This is a genomic window from Streptomyces sp. NPDC059524 (assembly GCF_042749255.1).
Taxonomy (GTDB): Bacteria; Actinomycetota; Actinomycetes; order Streptomycetales; family Streptomycetaceae; genus Streptomyces; species Streptomyces xanthii.
Map to the genome: position 1 here is coordinate 76,436 of NZ_JBHYTK010000008.1, position 20,413 is coordinate 96,848.

General features: G+C 73.8%; 16 protein-coding genes and 2 tRNA genes. 14 read left to right on the forward strand and 4 right to left on the reverse strand.

The features are described 5' to 3' along the window. Positions 1 to 182: 182 nt before the first annotated feature. From ACFW9D_RS03930 to ACFW9D_RS03960, 7 genes are all read left to right on the forward strand, one after another. Positions 183 to 1,364 carry an acyl-CoA dehydrogenase family protein gene (locus ACFW9D_RS03930; RefSeq protein WP_384617408.1) on the forward strand — a complete coding sequence of 394 codons (1,182 nt, stop codon included), beginning with the start codon at positions 183 to 185 and terminating at the stop codon, positions 1,362 to 1,364. Further along, a complete protein-coding gene (locus ACFW9D_RS03935; protein ID WP_384617409.1) occupies positions 1,361 to 2,362 on the forward strand; it encodes a bifunctional MaoC family dehydratase N-terminal/OB-fold nucleic acid binding domain-containing protein in 1,002 nt (333 codons plus the stop codon). Before ACFW9D_RS03930 ends, ACFW9D_RS03935 begins: the two co-directional genes overlap by 4 nt. Position 2,363: 1 nt before the next feature. Beyond that, the gene (locus tag ACFW9D_RS03940) at positions 2,364 to 3,488 is read left to right on the forward strand and encodes an acyl-CoA dehydrogenase family protein (protein ID WP_384617412.1); all 1,125 of its coding nucleotides are present in this window, start codon (positions 2,364 to 2,366) and stop codon (positions 3,486 to 3,488) included. Next, on the forward strand, positions 3,485 to 3,913 hold the full coding sequence (locus tag ACFW9D_RS03945; protein WP_188337879.1) for a MaoC family dehydratase: 429 nt from the start codon (positions 3,485 to 3,487) through the stop codon (positions 3,911 to 3,913). Before ACFW9D_RS03940 ends, ACFW9D_RS03945 begins: the two co-directional genes overlap by 4 nt. After that, on the forward strand, positions 3,910 to 5,076 hold the full coding sequence (locus ACFW9D_RS03950; protein ID WP_384617414.1) for a lipid-transfer protein: 1,167 nt from the start codon (positions 3,910 to 3,912) through the stop codon (positions 5,074 to 5,076). The genes ACFW9D_RS03945 and ACFW9D_RS03950 overlap by 4 nt, the downstream gene beginning before the upstream one ends. A 177-nt stretch (positions 5,077 to 5,253) precedes the next feature. Further along, on the forward strand, positions 5,254 to 5,898 hold the full coding sequence (locus ACFW9D_RS03955; protein WP_188337877.1) for a SigE family RNA polymerase sigma factor: 645 nt from the start codon (positions 5,254 to 5,256) through the stop codon (positions 5,896 to 5,898). A gap of 132 nt (positions 5,899 to 6,030) precedes the next feature. Further along, the gene (locus tag ACFW9D_RS03960) at positions 6,031 to 7,683 is read left to right on the forward strand and encodes a long-chain fatty acid--CoA ligase (protein ID WP_384617417.1); all 1,653 of its coding nucleotides are present in this window, start codon (positions 6,031 to 6,033) and stop codon (positions 7,681 to 7,683) included. Positions 7,684 to 7,768: 85 nt separating this feature from the next. On the opposite strand, the gene ACFW9D_RS03965 is transcribed toward ACFW9D_RS03960, so the two are convergent. Together ACFW9D_RS03965 and ACFW9D_RS03970 are read right to left on the reverse strand one after the other, a co-directional pair. Further along, on the reverse strand, positions 7,769 to 12,028 hold the full coding sequence (locus ACFW9D_RS03965) for a PAS domain-containing protein (RefSeq protein WP_384617419.1): 4,260 nt from the start codon (positions 12,026 to 12,028) through the stop codon (positions 7,769 to 7,771). 204 nt (positions 12,029 to 12,232) lie between these two features. After that, on the reverse strand, positions 12,233 to 12,763 hold the full coding sequence (locus ACFW9D_RS03970) for an SSI family serine proteinase inhibitor (protein WP_384617422.1): 531 nt from the start codon (positions 12,761 to 12,763) through the stop codon (positions 12,233 to 12,235). A 159-nt stretch (positions 12,764 to 12,922) separates the two neighbouring features. Between ACFW9D_RS03970 and ACFW9D_RS03975 the strand changes: the two genes are divergently transcribed. Beyond that, a tRNA-Ser gene (locus tag ACFW9D_RS03975) sits at positions 12,923 to 13,013 on the forward strand. A gap of 245 nt (positions 13,014 to 13,258) precedes the next feature. Further along, a tRNA-Arg gene (locus tag ACFW9D_RS03980) sits at positions 13,259 to 13,331 on the forward strand. A 45-nt stretch (positions 13,332 to 13,376) separates the two neighbouring features. Here ACFW9D_RS03980 and ACFW9D_RS03985 read toward each other — a convergent pair. Together ACFW9D_RS03985 and sigJ are read right to left on the reverse strand one after the other, a co-directional pair. Next, a complete protein-coding gene (locus ACFW9D_RS03985; protein ID WP_384617424.1) occupies positions 13,377 to 14,582 on the reverse strand; it encodes an NAD(P)/FAD-dependent oxidoreductase in 1,206 nt (401 codons plus the stop codon). A gap of 92 nt (positions 14,583 to 14,674) precedes the next feature. Then, a complete protein-coding gene (gene sigJ / locus ACFW9D_RS03990) occupies positions 14,675 to 15,628 on the reverse strand; it encodes an RNA polymerase sigma factor SigJ (RefSeq protein WP_384617427.1) in 954 nt (317 codons plus the stop codon). Positions 15,629 to 15,698: 70 nt separating this feature from the next. On the opposite strand from sigJ, the gene ACFW9D_RS03995 reads away from it, so the two are divergent. From ACFW9D_RS03995 to ACFW9D_RS04015, 5 genes are all read left to right on the forward strand, one after another. Further along, positions 15,699 to 16,577: a DUF2797 domain-containing protein gene (locus tag ACFW9D_RS03995; protein WP_384617430.1), complete on the forward strand. Its 879-nt coding sequence runs from the start codon at positions 15,699 to 15,701 to the stop codon at positions 16,575 to 16,577. A 133-nt stretch (positions 16,578 to 16,710) separates the two neighbouring features. Continuing rightward, positions 16,711 to 17,070, forward strand: a complete 360-nt coding sequence (locus ACFW9D_RS04000) for an antibiotic biosynthesis monooxygenase (protein WP_188337870.1) — start codon at positions 16,711 to 16,713, stop codon at positions 17,068 to 17,070. Further along, on the forward strand, positions 17,051 to 17,968 hold the full coding sequence (locus tag ACFW9D_RS04005; protein WP_384617432.1) for an amidohydrolase family protein: 918 nt from the start codon (positions 17,051 to 17,053) through the stop codon (positions 17,966 to 17,968). Before ACFW9D_RS04000 ends, ACFW9D_RS04005 begins: the two co-directional genes overlap by 20 nt. 77 nt (positions 17,969 to 18,045) lie before the next feature. Then, on the forward strand, positions 18,046 to 18,795 hold the full coding sequence (locus ACFW9D_RS04010) for a response regulator transcription factor (protein WP_384617435.1): 750 nt from the start codon (positions 18,046 to 18,048) through the stop codon (positions 18,793 to 18,795). Further along, positions 18,792 to 20,402: a sensor histidine kinase gene (locus ACFW9D_RS04015; protein WP_384617438.1), complete on the forward strand. Its 1,611-nt coding sequence runs from the start codon at positions 18,792 to 18,794 to the stop codon at positions 20,400 to 20,402. Before ACFW9D_RS04010 ends, ACFW9D_RS04015 begins: the two co-directional genes overlap by 4 nt. The last annotated feature ends 11 nt before the right edge of the window (positions 20,403 to 20,413 follow it).

Here is a 20,413-nt window from a genome sequence, read left to right on the forward strand (position 1 = left end):
GCGGCTGGGGCTCACGGGGGGGGGCGTGACAGGGGCGCGGCGGTCCCAACGGCACCGCCGCGCAGGCGTTTGCGGCCCCTGTGCGAGCGAACTCGGCGGAGTCGCCGATCTCTTGACACCCGGCGGTATCTGACGGACAGTCAGAAACCCTTGTTCGTACGAGGTCCGGGAGGGCCGCCGCCGTGCACCTCGCCCCCACCGAGCGCCAGCGAGAGCTGCGCGCCCAGCTGCGCGAACACTTCCGTACGGTGATGCCGGACGGCCCCCCTGCGGCCGACGACCTCCCAGGTCAGCGCCGGGTGCTGCGGCGCCTCGGGGCCGAGGGGCTGCTCGGGCTCGGCTGGCCCGTCGAGTACGGCGGGCAGGGGCGCGGCCCCGACGAACAGTTCGTGTTCTTCGACGAGGCCTACCGGGCGGGCGCGCCCGTCTCGATGGTGACGCTGAACACCGTCGGCCCGACCCTCATGAAGTACGGCACCGAGGAGCAGAAGGCCTTCTTCCTCCCCCGCATCCTCAGCGGCGAGCTGGTCTTCGCGATCGGCTACAGCGAGCCGTCGGCGGGCACCGACCTCGCCTCGCTGCGGACCCGGGCGGAGCGCGAGGAGGCGAGCGGGGACTGGCTGATCGACGGCCAGAAGGTCTTCACGTCGAACGCGCAGAACGCCGACTGGATCTGGCTCGCCTGCCGCACCGACCCCGAGGCCCCCAAGCACCAGGGCATCTCGATCGTCCTCGTCCCAACCGACGCGCCCGGATTCTCCTGGACGCCGATCGAGACCGTCGGCGGTCTGACCACGACGGCCACGTACTACGACGGGATCCGGGTACCGGGGTCGAACCTGGTCGGACCGGAGAACGGCGGCTGGGGCCTGATCACGAACCAGCTCAACCACGAGCGGGTCGCGCTCGCCGCGATCGGCATGCAGGCCGAGGACTTCTACGAGCGGGTCGTCGAGGCCGCCCGTACACCCGATCCGGTGACGGGCGAGTGCCGGATTGACGCGTCCTGGGTCCGTTCCGGACTGGCCGAGGCGCATGCCCGGCTGGCGGCTACGCGCCTGCTCAACTGGCGTCTGGTGGGTGATGTGGGGGCGGGCCGGCTGGCCCCCGGGGACGCCAGCGGCGTGAAGTTCGCGGGAACCGAATCGGCGGTCGAGGTGTACCGAATATGTCAGCAGATCGCGGGCGAGGCCGGGTGGGTGCGGGCCGGGTCGCCCGGGGCGGGTGATCCCGCGGTGGGGGACGGGGAGTTGGAGCGGATGAACCGGGCGGCGCAGATCAACACGTTCGGCGGCGGTGTGAGCGAGGTCCAGCGGGAGATCGTGGCCGCGATGCGGCTCGGGATGAAGCGGGGGAGGCGGTGACGGCCGTGGTGGGAGAAGAGCGCGGGGAGCTGACCGAGGGGGAGCTGAAGCCGTTCGAGGGGCGGCCGGCCGCCACCGCGGCCGAGGGCAAGGACCCGGTCAACGAGCCGATGATCCGGCACTGGTGCGAGGCGATGGGGGACACGAACCCGGCGTACGCGGGCCCCGACGCGATCGCGCCGCCGACGATGCTCCAGGCGTGGACGATGGGCGGCCTCTCCGGGTTCGAGGGCCGCTCGCCGGCCCACGACGAGCTGTTCGCGCTGCTGGACGGCGCGGGGTACACGTCGGTGGTCGCGACCGACTGCGAGCAGGAGTATCTGCGTCCGCTGCGGCCCGGCGACGCCATCACCTACGACTCGCTGATCGAGTCCGTCTCCCCGCTGAAGACGACGAAGCTGGGCTCGGGGCACTTCGTCACGACGCGGATGGACGTCCGGGTGGGCGGCGAGCTGGTGGGCACGCACCGCTTCCGCATCCTGAAGTACACGCCTGCGGCCAGGGCGGGGGGCGCGAAGCGGGGTGGGGCCGCCCAGCCGGGCGGGGCGGCGAAGCCGGGTGGGGCCGCCCAGCCGGGCGGGGCCGCGAAGAAGCTGCGCCCGCGGCCGGTGGTGAACAGGGACAACGCGGGCTTCTGGGAGGGCGTCGGCGACCACCGCCTCCTCATCCAGCGCTGCGGCACCTGCGAGACGCTCCGCTTCCCGTGGCTGCCGGGGTGCAATGCCTGCGGCGGGCAGGAGTGGGACACGGTGGAGGCGTCCGGCGAGGGCACGGTCTTCAGCTATGTAGTCATGCACCACCCGCCGTTCCCGGCCTTCGACCCGCCGTACGCGGTGGCCCTGGTCGAGCTCGCGGAGGGCGTGCGCATCGTGAGCAACGTGGTGGGCGTCCCGTACGACAAGGTGCGGATCGGCATGCCGGTCCGGCTCGAATTCCTGGCGGTGGACGACGAGTTGGAGCTGCCCGTGTTCCGGGCCGTCGAGGCGGGGGAGGCGTGACATGGACTTCACTCCGACGGACGAGCAGGAGGCGGCGCGGGAGCTGGCCGCGCGGATCTTCGGCGACCTGTCCACCCCGGAGCGGCTCGCCGGCCTGGGCGGCGGCAGCGACACCGAGTTGTGGAAGGCGCTGGGCGGCGCGGGACTGACCGCCGCCGTGGAGGAGACCGGGCTGCTCGGCCTGGTCCTGATGCTGGAGGAGCAGGGGAGGACGACGGCGCAGGTGCCGTTCGCGGCGAGCTGTGTGTACGGGCTGCTCGCGCTGGCGGAGCACGGCACACAGGAGCAGCGGGAGCGGCTGCTGCCCGGGTTGCGGGACGGGGCGACCGTGGCGACCGGGGCGTTCCCGGCGCGGGGTGGCATCGTGATCACCGGGCGGGAGGACGGGGGTGGCGGGGGTGTGCGGGCGCGGCTGACCGGGACGGTGCCCTGGGTGCCGTGGCTGCGGGAAGCGACGCAGGTGCTGGTGGCGGTCCGGGAGGGCGGCGCCGCCGGGGGCGAGGCCGGGGAGGCGGAAGAAAGTATCCACAGCCTGTGGATGGTGTCGGCGGACGACGCCGGGTGTGAGCCGGTGGAGCTGACGGCGCCGTGGGCCGCGGGCCGGCTGGTGCTCGACGGGACGCCGGCCGAGCGGATCGGCGGGCCCCGGGCGTACGGGGAGGTGCTGGCGGCGGCGCGGACCGCGTTCGCCGGGCTGCAGGCGGGCGTGTGCGCGGGTTCCCTGGCGCGGGCGGTGGAGTACACGAACGAGCGGGAGCAGTTCGGCCGGCCGCTCGCCGCCAAGCAGGGCGTCCAACTCCGCGCGGCGGAAGCCCATATGGACATCGAGGCGATCCGGGTCACGGCCTATGAGGCGGCCTGGCGGCGGGACGAGGGCCTCCTGTACGGGAGCCACGCGCTGACCGCGGCCTGGTGGGCGTCCGAGGCGGGCAAGCGGGTCGTGCACACGGGCCAGCACCTGCACGGCGGCATGGGCGCGGACCTGGACCATCCGGTGCACCGGCACTTCCTGTGGGGGCGGCAGATCGACGGATATCTGGGAGCCGGCGGTGAACTGCTGGAGGAGCTGGGCGGGTTGATCGCGGCGGGCCGGGAGACGGGGACCACGGAAGGGAGCACGTCATGAAGGCAGGTGAGGCGCTGCCGCCGCTGGAGATCGAGGTGACCAGGACACTGATCGTCGCCGGGGCCATCGCGTCCCGGGACTACCAGGACGTCCACCACGACGCGGAGCTGGCCCGGCAGAAGGGCTCCCCCGACATCTTCATGAACATCCTGACGACGAACGGGCTGGTGGGCCGGTACATCACCGATCACTTCGGCCCGACGGCCGTCCTGCGCAAGGTCGCGATCCGGCTGGGCGCGCCGAACTATCCGGGGGACACGATGGTGCTGACCGGCACGGTGCTCGACGTGGAGGCCGGTGACGAGGGGGAGACGGCCCGGGTCCAGGTCGTGGGGAAGAACGGGATCGGCAGCCATGTCACCGGCACCGTGACGGTCACCGTGCCGTCGGCGGGCCGCGACCGGGCCGCGGGGAGGCCGGTATGAGCGTGCACACGAAGGACCGCCTCGGCGGCAGGGCGGCGATCGCCGGCATCGGCGCGACCGAGTTCTCCAAGGACTCGGGGCGCAGTGAGCTGAAGCTCGCGGTGGAGGCCGTGCACGCGGCGCTCGACGACGCGGGCCTCTCCCCCGGTGACGTCGACGGACTGGTCACGTTCACGATGGACACGAACCCGGAGATCACGGTCGCGCAGGCCGCGGGGATGGGAGAGCTGTCGTTCTTCTCCCGGGTGCACTACGGGGGCGGCGCGGCCTGCGGCACGGTGCAGCAGGCGGCCCTCGCGGTGGCGAGCGGGGTCGCCGAGGTGGTCGTCTGCTACCGGGCGTTCAACGAGCGCTCGGGCCGCCGCTTCGGTTCGGGAGTGCAGCACCGGGAGCCGTCGGCGGAGGGCGCGGCGCTCGGCTGGTCCCTGCCCTTCGGGCTGCTCACTCCGGCGTCCTGGGTGGCGATGGCGGCGCAGCGGTACCTGCACGAGTACGGACTGACCCCGGAGGCGTTCGGTCATGTCGCCGTGGTGGACCGCAAGTACGCGGCGACGAACCCGGCGGCCTACTTCTACGGCAAGCCGATCACCCTGGACGACCACGCCGCCTCGCGCTGGATCGTCGACCCGCTGCGGCTGCTCGACTGCTGCCAGGAGACGGACGGCGGACAGGCGATCGTCGTCACGAGCGTGGAGCGGGCCCGGGACCTGCGCCGCGCGCCGGTGGTGATCGAGGCCGCGGCCCAGGGCGCCGGCCGGGCCCAGGAGCAGATGACCAGCTTCTACCGGGACGGTCTGACGGGGCTGCCGGAGATGAGCGTGGTGGCCCGGCAGCTGTGGCGGACGTCGGGGCTGCGGCCCTCGGACATCGACGTGGGGATCCTGTACGACCACTTCACGCCGTTCGTGCTGATGCAGCTGGAGGAGTTCGGGTTCTGCGGGCCGGGCGAGGCGGCGGACTTCGTCGCGGAGGAGCGCCTCCCGCTGAACACGCACGGGGGCCAGCTGGGCGAGGCCTATCTGCACGGGATGAACGGCATCGCGGAGGGAGTGCGGCAGCTGCGGGGCACGGCGGTGAACCAGATGGCGGGCGCGGCGACGGCTCTGGTCACGGCCGGCACGGGGGTGCCGACCTCGGGCCTGGTCCTCGGCCGGGACGGGTGAGGGGGCGCGGGCGGGGCTGCGGGGAGCGATGCTCTCAGGGCTGAACCCTCAAGGGTCCTCACCGCGTCCTCCACCTTCAGGAGGTGGGGCTACCACCCCGCGTACAACCTGAGGCGGACGTCGCTTCGGGACCTCCGGCCGATCCGCCGGGACGGGGTGCGCTCATAGCGTGGAGCCATGACCGCAACCCTGGCGCCCGCCCGCAGCAGCGCAGCGCAGACCGCACCGCGTACCCCCGCAGGGACGCGCACTCCGGCGGGGACCTGTGCCCCGGCGGCGGCGCGGACCCCGGCCGGGGCGCGTGCGGCGCACGGTGCGCACACGACGTACCCGTCGTTCGCGTCGTACGTCAGGGCGCGCCAGCCGGTGCTCCTGCGCACGGCGCGGTCGCTGACGGCGAACCCGTGCGACGCCGAGGACCTGCTGCAGACCGCGCTCGCGAAGACGTACGTCGCGTGGGACCGGATCGAGGACCACCGGGCGCTCGACGGGTACGTGCGGCGGGCTCTGCTGAACACGCGGACCTCCCAATGGCGTAAGCGCAAGGTGGACGAGTTCGTCTGCGACGAGTTGCCGGAGCCGCAGGTGCTCCCGGCGGGGGACCCGGCGGAGCAGCAGGCCCTCCACGACGCGATGTGGCGGGCGATCATGAAGCTGCCCGCGCGGCAGCGGGCGATGGTCGTCCTGCGGTACTACGAGGACCTGAGCGAGGCGCAGACCGCCGAGGTGCTCGGGGTCTCCGTCGGGACGGTCAAGAGCGCGGTCTCGCGGGCGCTCGGCAAGCTGCGCGAGGACCCGGAGCTGGGTCCCGTGCGGGCCTGATCTGGGGTTCAGGACGCCGATCGGGTGACCGCCCAGCTGATCGATCATTCCCGGGACTAGTGACATACCACGCGGTATGCGGTGAGAATCGGCAGAACTTTACTGCTCCGTAGCGCCCACCGGGAGGACGCCGTGCTGAGCACGATGCAGGACGTACCGCTGACCGTGACCCGCATCCTGAACCACGGGACGCGCGTGCACGGCACCTCGCAGATCATCACGTGGACGGGCGAGGGCGAGCCGCACCGCCGTTCGTTCGCCGAGGCGGGCGCCCGCGCGGCCCAGCTCGCGCACGCACTCCACGACGACCTCGGCATCCGGGGCGACGACCGCGTGGCCACGCTGATGTGGAACAACGCGGAGCACGTCGAGGCCTACTTCGCGGCTCCCGCGATGGGCGCCGTGCTGCACACGCTGAACCTGCGGCTCCCGGCGGAGCAGCTGAGCTGGATCGTGAACCACGCGGCCGACCGCGTGATCATCGTGAACGGATCGCTGCTGCCGCTCCTCGCGCCGTTGCTGCCCGGACTGACGACGGTCGAGCACATCGTGGTCTCGGGGCCCGGCGACCGTTCGCTGCTCGAGGGCGCGCGGGCACGGGTGCACGAGTACGAGGAGCTCGTCGCCGGGAAGCCGACCACGTACGACTGGCCGGAGCTGGACGAGCGGCAGGCCGCCGCGATGTGTTACACCTCCGGCACCACGGGCGACCCGAAGGGCGTCGTCTACTCCCACCGTTCGATCTACCTGCACTCGATGCAGGTGAACATGACGCAGTCGATGGGGCTGACCGACGCGGACACCTCGCTCGTCGTCGTGCCGCAGTTCCACGTCAACGCCTGGGGCCTGCCGCACGCCACGTTCATGACCGGTGTGAACATGCTGATGCCGGACCGCTTCCTGCAGCCCGCGCCGCTGGCCGAGATGATCGAGTCCGAGCGCCCCACGCACGCCGCCGCCGTCCCCACCATCTGGCAGGGCCTGCTCGCCGAACTCAGCGCCAAGCCGCGTGACGTGTCGACGCTGACCCAGGTCACCATCGGCGGTTCCGCCTGCCCGCCCTCCCTCATGAAGGCCTTCGACGAGCTCGGCATGCGGGTCTGCCACGCCTGGGGCATGACCGAGACCTCTCCGCTCGGCACCGTCGCCCGCCCGCCGGCCGGCGTGGAGCCGGGCAGCGACGAGGAGTTCGCCTACCGCCTCACCCAGGGCCGCTTCCCCGCCGGCGTCGAGGCGCGGCTCACGGGACCCGGCGGCGAGCAGCTGCCCTGGGACGGGGAGTCCGCGGGCGAGCTGGAGGTGCGCGGGCCGTGGATCGCGGGCGCGTACTACAACGGCCCGGACGCCGAACCGCTGCGTCCCGCCGACAAGTTCAGCGAGGACGGCTGGCTCAAGACCGGCGACGTGGGCACCATCAGCCCCGAAGGCTTCCTGACCCTCACCGACCGCGCCAAGGACGTCATCAAGTCCGGCGGCGAGTGGATCTCCAGCGTCGACCTCGAGAACGCGCTGATGTCGCACCCGGACGTCGCCGAGGCTGCCGTCGTCGCCGTCCCCGACGACAAGTGGGGCGAGCGGCCGCTGGCCACCGTCGTGCTGAAGGAGGGGGCGAGCGCGGACTTCGAGACGCTGCGCGCGTTCCTCGCCGAGAAGGTCGCGAAGTGGCAGCTGCCCGAGCGCTGGACGGTCATCCCCGCCGTCCCGAAGACCAGCGTCGGCAAGTTCGACAAGAAGGTGCTGCGCCGGCAGTACGCCGACGGCGACCTGGACGTCACGCAGCTCTGACGCCCGTACCCGCGCACTGTTTCACGTGAAACAGGGGCGGCCCCGCCTCGGGGCCGCCCCTGTTCCGTGCGCGCTCAGCGGATCGTCAGTTCGTGCCGATCTTCGCCAGCAGGTCCACGATCCGGCCCTGCACCTCGTCGCTCGTCGAGCGCTCCGCGAGGAACAGCACCGTCTCCCCCGCCGCCAGGCGCGGCAGGTCCGCCTCGTCGACGGCGGCCGTGTAGACGACGAGCGGCGTGCGGTTCAACTGCCCGTTCGCCCGCAGCCAGTCGATGATGCCCGCGCGCCGGCGGCGGACCTGGAGCAGATCCATCACGACCAGGTTGGGCCGCATCTGGCCCGCCAGCGTCACCGCGTCCGCGTCGCTCGCGGCCCGCGCCACCTGCATCCCGCGCCGCTCCAGCGTGGCGGTCAGGGCGAGTGCGATCTCCTCGTGCTCCTCGATGAGCAGGACCCGCGGCGGGTGCTGCTCGCTGTCGCGCGGGGCCAGCGCCTTCAGGAGCACGGCGGGGTCGGCACCGTACGCGGCCTCGCGCGTCGCCTGTCCGAGGCCCGCCGTCACCAGGACCGGCACCTCGGCGGCGACGGCGGCCTGGCGCAGCGACTGCAGCGCGGTCCGGGTGATCGGCCCGGTCAGCGGGTCCACGAACAGCGCGGCGGGGAACGCCGCGATCTGCGCGTCGACCTCCTCGCGCGAGTGCACGGTCACCGGGCGGTAGCCGCGGTCGCTCAGCGCCTGCTGGGTCGTCACGTCCGGGGCGGGCCACACCAGGAGACGGCGCGGGTTGTCCAGCGGCTCCGGGGGCAGCTCGTCGTCCATCGGCTGCGGCTGCGGCCGGTTGGCGATCTCCACGGCACCGCCGGGACCGTCGAGCGGCTCGGGGCCCTCCGCCGCGTTCTGGTCGGGGGCGCCGATCGCGTAGGAACGGCCCGCGCCCTCCGAGGCGTTCGGGGACAGCCGGGGCGGCTGCGGGTGCGGGCGGGCGGCGTTCGGCGCGGGGGCCGGTGCCGCTGCGGGCGCGGGTGCCGTCGCCGGGGTGGCCGTGGCCGTGCCCTGCGGGGGCGTCTGCGCGCCGGGGGCCTCGGGCTGGTCCGGCCGGGTCGACAGCTTGCGCCGCCGGCCCGAACCGCTCGTCGTGCCACCGCCCTGCGAGTGACCGTCCGCCGGCTGCGGCACGCCCTGCGGCGGGGTCGCCCCGGCCTGCGCGGGTGCCTGCGGCGGCACGGATCCGGGAATCGGGCCCGGCGTCTGACCTCGGCGCTGCTGCTCGGCGATCTGGCGCCCGAACGGCACGCCCTGGCCGAGCGTGCGCACGCTGAAGGCGCGGCCCTGCGTCGAGTTCGTGTCACCCGTCGGAGGCTGCGGGGACTGCGGGGACTGCGGGGCCTCAGCGGGCAGCGGCTGAGCGGCCCGCGCCTGCTGCGGGGCCTGCTGAGGTGGCTGCTGCCGCGGCGCCGGAGTGCCCCGGGCGGGCGTCTGCTGCGCCGGGTGCGGCTGCGGCGGGGTGTGGTCCTGGGCCGGGTCCGGCTCGGCCGACGCGTGCTGCTGGGGCTGGTCCGCGACGGGCTGAGCGCCCGGCGCACCGGCACCGTCAGGGGCACCGGCCACGCCGGTGTCCTCGGCGTCGTCGCCGTCGTCCTCGAACTGCATCGGGGCCACGGTCGGAGCCGCGACCGGCGCCGGAGCAGGCGGGGCCTGCGGCTCGTCCTGCGACGCCGCGCCGGGCACGGACGGAACGACGAACGGCACCTGACCAGGCACGGACGCCTGAGGCTGCACGGGCTGGGGCTGCACCGGCTGAGGTACCGGCTGCGGCGTGCGGTCGGCCTCCGCCGGAGGCAGCGCGAACGCCTCCCGCGGCTGCTGCGAGGAGGCGGGGGCCGCAGTCTGCGCGGTGCCCAGCGCGCGCCGCGCCCGGCGCCCGGAAGGCTGCGCCGCGGCACCGGCCTCGGCCGGCTCCAGCGCGTTCGCCCCCGCGCCCGGGGTCTCGTGCGCGGCCGCCGACGGCAGCGCGGGCAGCGCGTGCTGCTCCTGCGCCCCGTCCCGCCGAGCGCGCCGCCCGGTCGGCGCGGGCACGCCCTGCGGCGGCACCGCCTCGCCGAGGGCCGGGGAGCCCGCCGCGTGTTCGGCCGAGGTCACGACCGCGCCCTGGGCCGCCGCGTGCTCCACCGCACCGCGGTTGTCGTCGGCGCGACGCGCGCGCCGACGCCCGGTCCCGGAGGACGGTGCGCCGGAATCCGCAGGACCGACAGGGGCGTCCTGCGCCACGGGCAGCTCGGGACGCCCGGCCCCCTCGGCGCCACCGGCCTCGACGGGCACGTCACCGCGCACCGCGACACCGGACCCGACAGACGCCTGCTCACCGGAGGAAGCCTCGGCACCGGCCACCGGCTCCTCGGCGGCACGGCGCCCGCGCCGCCGGCCCGTACCGCCACCGGCGGCGGGCGGCTCGGCGAGACCGCTCTCCAGGAACGCGTCCACCGAGGGCCCGGAGGCCCGGCGCGCACGGCGGCGCCCACCCCGCGTGGCCTGCGCCGGCACGTCCTGCGCGGCGTCCGCCTCCGGCGCGACGGCGGAGGGCTCGGCCGTGGGAGCGGGAGCGGCGGGAACCACCCCGGCCCCGCCCCCGATCGGCACCTCGAGGACGTACGCGCTGCCGCTCATGCCCGGCACCTCGTGCGTCTGCAGCACACCGCCGTGCGCCCGCACGATGCCCCGGACGATCGGCTCGTGCACCGGGTCGCCGCCCGAGTAGGGGCCGCGCACCTCGATGCGGACGCTGTCCCCGCGCTGGGCCGCGGCCACCACGACGGTCGAGTCGACGTAACCACCGCCCGCCACGGCCCGCGAGTTGCCCGTCGCGTCGATCCCGGCGACATCGGCGATCAGGTGGGCGAGCGCGGTCGCGAGGCGCCCCGCGTCGACCTCGGCCTCGATCGGCGGCGCGTGCACGGCGAACTGGACCCGGCCGGGCCCGATCAGCTCGACGGCCCCGTCGACACCGGCCGCCACGACGGCGTCCAGCATCGCGGGCACACGGGCGAGCTTCTCGTCGTCGGTGTCGAGGAGCTGGTACGCCAGCACGTTGTCGACCAGCGTCGTCATACGGGAGTAGCCGGCCGACAGGTGGTGGAGCACCTGGTTGGCCTCCGGCCACAGCTGGCCCGCGTCGTCCGCCGCGAGCTGCCCGAGCTCCCGGCGCAGCTCCTCCAGGGGACCGCGCAGGGACTGGTCGAGGACGGCGAGCAGCTGCGCGTGACGGGCCGCCAGCGCCTCGAACCGGTCCTTCTCCCGCTCGGCGAACGCGGCGCCGCGCTCCCGCTCGGCCGACAGCTCCTCCGCGTGCTGCTCGCGCGCGGCGGCCAGCTCCCCGGTCAGGTCCTCGCGGACGGAGGCGAGCTCGGCGGTCAGCTCCTCGCGCACCCGCTCCAGTTCGGCCGCGCGCTCCTCGCGCTCCTTCTCGGCCTCCTCGTCGCGCCGCGCCAGCTCCTGCGCGTGCTCGGTCACGAGCTGGTCGAAGGGTCGGCGGTCGGTGAACGTCATCACCGCGCCGACCAGTTGGTCCCCGTCGCGCACCGGCGCCGTCGTCATGTCGACGGGCACCTTCTCGCCGCTCTTGGCCCACAGGACCTGCCCGCGCACCCGGTGCTTGCGCCCGGAACGCAGGGTGTCGGCGAGCGGCGACTCCTCGTACGGGAACGGGTCGCCGTCCGCGCGCGAGTGCAGGACGAGGGTGTGCAGCTCCTTGCCGCCGAGATCGCTGGCGCGGAAGCCGAGGATCTGTGCGGCCGCCGGGTTGACCAGGACGATGCGTCCGTCGGTGTCGGTGCCGACGACACCCTCGGCCGCGGCCCGCAGGATCATCTCGGTCTGCCGCTGCGAGCGGGCCAGTTCGGCCTCGGTGTCGAGGGTGCCGGAGAGGTCGCGGACGACGAGCATGAGCAGCTCGGAGCCGCTGTAGCCGCCGCCACCGAGCCCGCCGGTGCCGTAGGGGTCCACCGCGTCGCGCGCGCCGTCCGCCAGATTCGCGGAGGTGACCTCGACCGGGAACTCGCTGCCGTCGGTGCGGCGGGCCATCATCCGGGTCGGCTTGGTGCGGCCGCGCTCGTCGGTGACGGTGTCCGGGCGGCGCATCGAGCCGGGGATCAGCCGCGAGTCGAACTCAGGCAGCAGGTCGAGCAGTCCGCGCCCGACGAGCGCGGTGCCCGGGGCCTCAAATGCCTCAAGTGCGATCGAATTGGCGTTGACGACGGTCCCGTTGGTGTTGACCAGCACCAACGCGTCCGGCAGTGCGTCGAGTATGGCTGCGAGGCGAGCAGCGCCTCGGGATGGCCTGCTGCTCACGACGACGCTTCCTCCCTGATGTACCGCTATACCGCGACCCGTCCACCGCACGGGCCCTCTTTGCCCCGCGGCGCGCGACGTGTCTCGGGAGGGAGTCTACGGGCAGTGGTTGCGCTCGCGACGCCGGATGAGAGGGAGCCCACGTAGAGGATGTGGGGATCCCGGGCGCGCCGGGTCATGACGCTGTGACCGATGGACCCTGGGTCACGGGGCGGTCGCGGGCAGCACGGGGCTCAGCTGCCGCCACCGGGCGATCTGGCAGCCGTCCGCCAGGCTGTACGAGGCGTCGACCGGGCGGCCGTGCCAGGTGCCGGTGATGTGCGCTGTCGCGGGGCCGCCGTACTGCATGGTGCAGAGCTGGTCCTTGGCCGCGGGGGCGAACGGGTCCTGCCCCTCGTTCTCGATCTCGTCGAGCCGCGCACAGGCCGCGGCCGCGTCCGGGTGCGTGCCGCCGGCGGGGGCGCAGCGCAGCTCGTACGTGCCGTCGTTGCCGTTGCCCGAGTCGCTGACCGTGAGCCGCAGCTGGTCGGGGGCGGCGGCCGGGCCCTGCGGGAGGAGACCGTCGAGCAGGCCGACCGGGCCGGGAGCGGTGCGGATGGGCCCGGTGTCGGCGTGCGCGGCGGCGGGCAGCGAGGCGCCGAGGGCCGCGGCGGAGGCGGCGGCGGTGAGCAGCAGGCGGGCCGCGGTGCGGGACGGCGACGCGGACGTGCGGGAGGAGAAACGACGCAGCAACATGCCGTGTCTAACGCCCGGACCGCCGCGACGTTGCGCGCCGCGCGGGGGCTTTGCCCTCTGGCCTGCCCTCCTAGTACCGTGGGGGGCGATTGGTGACGCGCCCTGAGCTGTGTCATCATCTGCACGCAACTCGACGCGCTCGCGCGGAGGGTTTGTGCTGGAGGCGTCGCCTAGTCCGGTCTATGGCGCCGCACTGCTAATGCGGTTTGGGCCTTAAAGCCCATCGAGGGTTCAAATCCCTCCGCCTCCGCAGCAAGATCCGAAGCCCCGGTCCACCAGGACCGGGGCTTCGCTGTTTCCGCCGTGCTGTTTCTTGGCCGTCCGTCGGGCTCTCGGAGCCGCGCCCGCCGTCGGCGCCCAGCACCCGTCAGGCACGTTTTCGCAGGTCACAAGGGGTGGACCCAATGGATTTCACATGACGGCGGCAGTCATGTAATGTTCTTCCTGTCGCCGGGACAGGCCGAAAGGCCGGGAACGGAGACGACAACAAAACAAGCACTCGTAGCTTAACGGATAGAGCATCTGACTACGGATCAGAAGGTTGCAGGTTCGAATCCTGCCGAGTGCACATCGAGTGAGAGGCCCCGGACGAGAGTCCGGGGCCTCTCGCGTTTCAGGCCGGGACCTCGGCCGGCTCCGTGGTCGCGGTCCGGACGGTGTCGGTGACGCGGCGGCGCCGGGTCGGGAGGCCCATCGTCGGGTTGGCCACGCCCCAGGCCGCGCCCTTGCAGATCAGTTCCTTGTAGAGGGCGGCGAGGCGGCCGGTCAGGGCGGCGTTGACCGCGCGGTCGTCGGCGGTGACGTACTGGATCAGGCCCTCCTTGCGGCCCAGCGAGATGCACTGGTTGAAGTAGCGCAGCGGGGCGTGGGGGAGCTTGCCGCCGGTGAGGCGGGCGGCGATCGAGTCGGCGGCCTGCCAGGCGGTCGGGGTGCCGGAGGCGCAGGACATGCGCAGCGGCTTGTCGCCGGCACCCATGGCGAGGGCGGCGTCGCCGATCGCGTACACGTCGGGGTGGGAGACCGAGCGCATCGTGTCGTCGACGACGATCTGGCCGGTGTCGCCGACTTCCAGGGCGGTGGCGCGGGCGAGCGGGTGGACGGCGAAGCCGGTCGTCCAGACCGTGACGTCGGCGGGGAGCGCGGTCCCGCCGGCGGTGGTGACCGTGTCGGGGCCGACCTCGGTGACGGCGGTGTTCTCGTGCACGGTGATGCCGAGTCCGGCGCAGACCTTGCGCAGGTGGCGGCGGCCCTTGGGGGAGAGCCAGTCGCCGAGTTCGCCGCGGGCGGCCAGGGCGACGGAGAGGTCCGGGCGGGCCTCGGCGATCTCCGTGGCGGCCTCCAGGCCGGTCAGGCCGCCGCCGACGACGGTGACGGTCCCGCCCGCGGGCAGCTCGGCCAGGCGCTCGCGCAGCCGGAGCGCGCCGGGGCGGCTCGCGATCTGGTGGGCGTGCTCGGTGGTGCCGGGGACGCCGTGGGTGTTCCAGGCGCTGCCGAGGGCGTAGACGAGGGTGTCGTAGGCGAGTTCCTCGGGGGCGGCGCCGTCGGCGGTGACCGTGACGGTCTTTCCGTCGACGTCGATGCCGGTGACCTTCGCGAGCTTCAGGGTGACGCCGGTGCCCGCGAACATCTCGGCGAAGGGGCGGGGCGTCAGGTCCTGGCCGGCCGCCAGCTGGTGCATGCGGACGCGCTCGACGAAGTCGGGCTCCGCGTTGACGAGGGTGATCGAGACGTCGTCGCGGTGCAGGCGCTTGGCCAGGCGTCCCGCGGCGATGGCTCCGGTGTATCCGGCCCCGAGAACGATGATGCGGTGCTGCTGCATGTCCAGCTCCTGTCTCTGACGGTTTCGCCCCTTGAACCGGGCGGCCCGTCGATTCCTGACAGGATTGGAGTGTGACCTGGGTCACATATGGGTCAGAAGGCTGTGATCAGGGGTTTTCCGTGGTCCGTGGCGGCCCAGACGCGGGTCGCGCGCTCCAGCTTGTCCGGGTTCACCTGGCTGCGGACGGCCGCGACGTGCCCGTCGGCCATCTCCAGGCACATGACGCCGATGACGTGGCCGTCGACGACCGCCACGACCGCGGGGGCGCCGTTGGCCGTCGTCGCGTAGATGTCGGCCGGACCGCCCGTGATGGCGCGCTTGGCCTTGCCCGGCTTGAACAGGCCGCGCATGAACGTGGCCACGGCCTTCGCGCCCTCGAACGCGCTCGCGCGGGCGGGCACCTTCCCGCCGCCGTCGCCGATCGCGATGGCGTCCGAGGTGAGGAGCTTGACGAGGGGCTCGGTGCGGCCGCTCGTGGCGGCGGCCAGGAACTCCTCGACGATGCGCTGGGCGGTCGCCTCGTCGATCTCGGTGCGCGGCGCGCGGCGCGTGCCGTCGGCGACGTGCTTCTTCGCCCGGTGCAGGATCTGCTGGCTGGACGACTCGCTGATGTCGAGGATCTCGGCGATCTCCCGGTGCGGGTAGTCGAACGCCTCGCGCAGGACGTACACCGCCCGCTCGTTCGGGGTGAGCCGCTCGAGGAGCGTGAGGACGGCGTACGAGACGGACTCGCGGCGCTCGGCGGTGTCGGCCGGGCCGAGCATCGGGTCGCCGGGCAGCAGCGGCTCGGGCAGCCACTGGCCGACGTAGGTCTCGCGGCGGGCGCGGGCCGAGGTCAGTTGGTTGAGGCACAGGTTGGTGAGGACCTTGGTGAGCCAGGCCTCGGGGACCTCGATGTGTCCGGGGTCGGCGGCCTGCCAGCGCAGATACGTGTCCTGCACGGCGTCCTCGGCCTCGCTCGCGGAACCGAGGAGGCGGTACGCGATGGCCTGCAGGCGGGGCCTCGCGGCCTCGAACCGGTCCACGTCGTTCAGGCTCACGGACATGGTCCGGATCCTAGTCGGCCCCGGCCCGAGCGGCCCGGGGATTGTCAGTGGCGTGCGCCATCCTGGCCGTATGACGTGGTGGTGCACGGGGATGCGGTGGGGTGCGGACGGGCCGGAGTTCGGGTGGTGGTCGGGGGCGGCGGCGGAGCGGGCGAGCGCGGTGCGGTTCGGGGAGCGGCTGGCGTTCCGGGTCTGCGGGCCGCGCAGGTGTCTCGGGGTGTGGCGGGGCGGGCGGCGCACGCCGTGTCCGGGGTGGGACGCGGTGCCGGAGCGGGGGACGCGGGCGCAGTGCGCGGAGTGCGCGGGGATCGACCGGGCGCGGTCGGTCGCGGCGGACACGCTGGCCGATGATCCGCGGCCGTACCGGGTGTATCTGGCCTGGTTCGGGGAGGGGCTGGTGAAGGTGGGGATCACGCGGGCCGACCGGGGCGCGGCGCGGCTCCTGGAGCAGGGGGCGGTGGCGTTCACGTGGCTCGGGGAGGGGCCGCTGATGGCCGCGCGGCGGGCCGAGGAGCTGCTGCGGGTCGGGCTCGGGGTGCCGGACCGGATCCCGTACGAGAGGAAGCGGATGGTGCGGGCGGGGCTCGGCGGGACGGAGGAGAGAGGGGCGGAGCTGGCGCGGGCGCACGCGGTCGCCGGGGGGCTGGCGGGGTGGCCGGAGTCGTTGGAGCGGGTGCCGTGCCGGGTGGTGGATCACGCGGGGGTGTTCGGGCTCGGGGCGGTCGACGGGCTGGACGGGGTCGTGAGCGGGGTCGTGGAGGGGGCGGTGGTGGCCGGGGTCGTGGTGGCCGCCGCGGGGCCGGATCTGCATCTGGTGGAGGCGGGCGGGAGACGGCTCGCCGTGGACGCGCGGGGGTTGGCGGGGTGGCCGTTGGAGGGGGTCGGGGCGGAGACGGTCGCGGAGGTGGCGGTGCGGGAGGTCCACGGGGTTCAAGGGGGGCTGTTCTGAGCGGACTCGGGTGGGCTGTGAGCGTCGCTCTGCCGGGTCGTGCGCCCGGGGTTCGGTGACCGGAGGGTCAAGGGACGGCCCCCGTTCGGAAAGGGTGTGGACAGGAAGCGGCGGGAGCGGTGAACGTGGGGGCATGAGTGATCACAGAGATGCGCCCGCGCCGGTTCGACCGCAGCCTCCCTTCGAACCCCCGTACCACGTCGTCGTGTTCACCTCCGTCCGCACCGAGGACGACGAGGGCTACGCCGAGACGGCGGTGCGGATGAGGGACCTGGTGAAGGAGATCCCGGGCTACCTCGGGCACGAGTCCGCGCGGACCCCGGGCGGACTCGGGATCACGGTCTCCTACTTCCGCGACGCCGAGGCGATCAAGGCGTGGCGGTCCGTGGGCGAGCACCGCGGCGCGCAGAAGCAGGGCCGCGCCGAGTGGTACGAGGAGTACACGGTGCACGTGGGAGAGGTCGTGCGCAGCCATGGATGGAAGCGTGACTGAGCCGGGCGAGGGCGAGGGCGGGGGCGGGGACGAGGCCGTCCGGGTCGCCGCGTTCCGGGAGCGGCACGGGCTGCCCGGACTCGTCGACGTGCACACGCACTTCATGCCGGAGCGGGTGCTGCGCAAGGTGTGGGCGTACTTCGACTCGGCGGGCCCGCTGACCGGCTCCCCGTGGCCGATCACGTACCGCGAGGAGGAGGACCGGCGGCTCGCGCGGCTGCGGGAGTTCGGGGTGCGCGCGTTCACGTCGATGCTCTATCCGCACAAGGCGGGGATGGCGCAGTGGCTCAACGGCTGGTCGGCGGAGTTCGCCGCCCGCACACCGGACTGCCTGCACACGGCGACGTTCTTCCCCGAGCCGGGCGCCGAGACGTATGTGCGGCGCGCGGTCGAGGACGGGGCGCGGATCTTCAAGGCGCATGTGCAGGTGGGCGCGTACGACCCGGCCGATCCGCTGCTCGACCCCGTGTGGGGACTGCTCGCCGAGGCCGGGGTGCCGGTGGTGACGCACTGCGGTTCGGGTCCCGCGCCCGGCAAGCACACCGGGCCCGAGCCGATCGCGAAGGTGTTGGAGCGGCATCCGCGGCTGCCGCTGATCGTCGCGCATCTGGGGATGCCGGAGTACACCGAGTTCCTGGACCTGGCCGAGCGGTACGGGGAGGTGCGGCTCGACACCACGATGGCGTTCACGGACTTCTGCGAGGAGCGCATGCCGTTCCCCGCACGGGAGCGCGGCCGGCTCGCGGATCTCGGGGACCGGGTGCTGCTCGGCACGGACTTCCCGAACATCCCGTACCCGTACGTGCACCAGCTGGAGGCGATCGAGGGGCTGGGGCTCGGCAGCGCGTGGGTGCGGGCCGTGTGCCACGACAACGGGGAGAAGCTGTTCCTCGGCTGAGAGCCCGCTGTGTGTTTCTCAGGGTTTTCACAGGTTCAGGAAAGGGGCTTCTCAGAGGGCGGTCGCAGGGTGGTGCCATGACCACAGCCGCGCCCCAGGGGCGAACCGAACTGCTGAAGCCGGACGGCAGGCCCGTCCGGGTGCTCGTGGTGGACGACGAACAGTCCATCACCGAGCTGTTGTCGATGGCGCTGCGCTACGAGGGCTGGCAGATCAGGTCGGCCGGTGACGGGGCCGGGGCCGTGCGCAGCGCGCGGGAGTTCCGGCCGGACGCCGTCGTGCTGGACATGATGCTGCCGGACATGGACGGGCTGAGCGTGCTCGGCCGGCTGCGCCGCGAGCTGCCGGACGTGCCGGTGCTGTTCCTGACGGCGAAGGACGCCGTCGAGGACCGGATCGCGGGGCTCACGGCGGGCGGCGACGACTACGTCACCAAGCCGTTCAGCCTGGAGGAGGTGGTCGCGCGGCTGCGCGGCCTGATCCGCAGGACCGGCACGGCCGAGCGGCACAGCGACTCCGTGCTCGTCGTGGGCGACCTGTCGCTCGACGAGGACAGCCACGACGTGGAGCGCGGCGGCACCCACATCCACCTCACCGCCACCGAGTTCGAGCTGCTGCGCTTCCTGATGCGCAATCCGCGGCGCGTGCTCAGCAAGGCGCAGATCCTGGACCGGGTCTGGAGCTACGACTTCGGCGGCCGGGCCAACGTCGTCGAGCTGTACATCTCGTACCTGCGGCGCAAGATCGACGCCGGGCGCGAGCCGATGATCCACACCCGGCGCGGCGCCGGGTACCTGATCAAGCCCGCCGCGACGCCGGTGCCGTGAGGCGGGCCGGGGCGCCGCGCGTCCGGACCCTGCGGACCCGGCTCGTCGTCACCGCCGTCGGCCTGATCGCGCTCGTCGCGGTGGTGATCGGCACGGTGACGACGCTGGCGCTGCACACGTATCTGTACGCGCAGCTGGACGGCAAGGTCGATGAGGTCGTCCACATGGCCGCCCGCGGCGACGGGCCCGGCGGCCGGGAGCCCGGGACGGACGGCCGGGCCGACGACCTGTCGTTCCTGGGCCTGCCGGGCCCCGGCGGCGGCGACACCGTGGGCGCGCTGGTCGGCGCCGGCGGCTCCCTCACCCGCGCGGAGCGTTCCGAGCAGGACTCCCCCACCCGCACCACCGAGCTGACCGGCGCCCAGACGGACGCCCTCGCCTCGGTCCCCCGCGACGGGCGCGCGCACAGCGTCTCCCTGCCCGGACTCGGTGACTACCGCGTCCAGTCGAGCGGGGACGGCAGCCTGCTCGTCGGCCTCCCTTCCACGGACATCGACGCGACCCTGAACCGGCTCGTCCTCATCGAGGCCTCCGTGACGGGCGCGGGCCTGCTCGCGGCCGGGGTGACCGGCGCCGTCATGGTCGGCGTCGCGCTGCGCCCGCTGCGCCGGGTCGCCGCGACGGCGACCCGCGTCTCCGAACTCCCCCTGCACAGCGGCGAGGTGGCCCTGCACGAGCGCGTCCCGGAGACCGAGGCCGATCCGCGTTCCGAGGTCGGCCAGGTCGGCGCCGCGCTCAACCGCATGCTCGACCACGTGCACGGCGCGCTGGAGGCGCGCCAGCAGAGCGAGACCCGGGTGCGCCGGTTCGTCGCGGACGCCAGCCACGAGCTGCGCACCCCGCTCGCCTCCATCCGCGGCTACGCCGAACTCACCCGGCGCGGCCACGAGCCGACCGGCCCCGACACCCGGCACGCGCTCGGCCGCATCGAGTCCGAGGCCCACCGCATGACGGGCCTGGTCGAGGACCTGCTGCTGCTCGCCCGGCTCGACACGGGCCGCCCCCTCGCCTGCGCGCCGACGGACCTGTCGCCGCTGGTCGTGGACGCGGTCGCCGACGCCCGCGCGGCCGGACCCGACCACGTGTGGCGGCTCGACCTGCCCGACGAACCGGCCGAGGTGCTCGCCGACCCGGCACGCCTGCACCAGGTCCTCGTCAACCTGCTGGCCAACGCCCGTACGCACACCCCGCCCGGCACCACGGTCACCGCGCGCGTGCACCGGGACGGGCCGTGGGTCCGCCTCGACGTGCGGGACGACGGTCCGGGCATCGCGGCGGAGCTGCTGCCGCACGTCTTCGAGCGGTTCGCGCGCGGCGACTCCTCGCGCTCCCGCACGGCGGGCTCCACGGGGCTCGGTCTGGCCATCGTGCAGGCGGTCACGGCCGCGCACGGAGGCACGGTGACCGTGGACTCGGCCCCGGGCCGCACCGTGTTCACCGTCCACCTCCCGGCCCGGACCGAGCAGGACCGCCAAAGCGACCGGCAGGACCGGCACGACCGTCAAAGCGACCGGCAGGACCGCCAAAGCGACCGGCAGGACCAGCACGACCGGCATCAGGCGCATCCGTACTCACAGGCGGGTCAAAGCCTCACCACACAGCCCTGACAGAGCAGTTG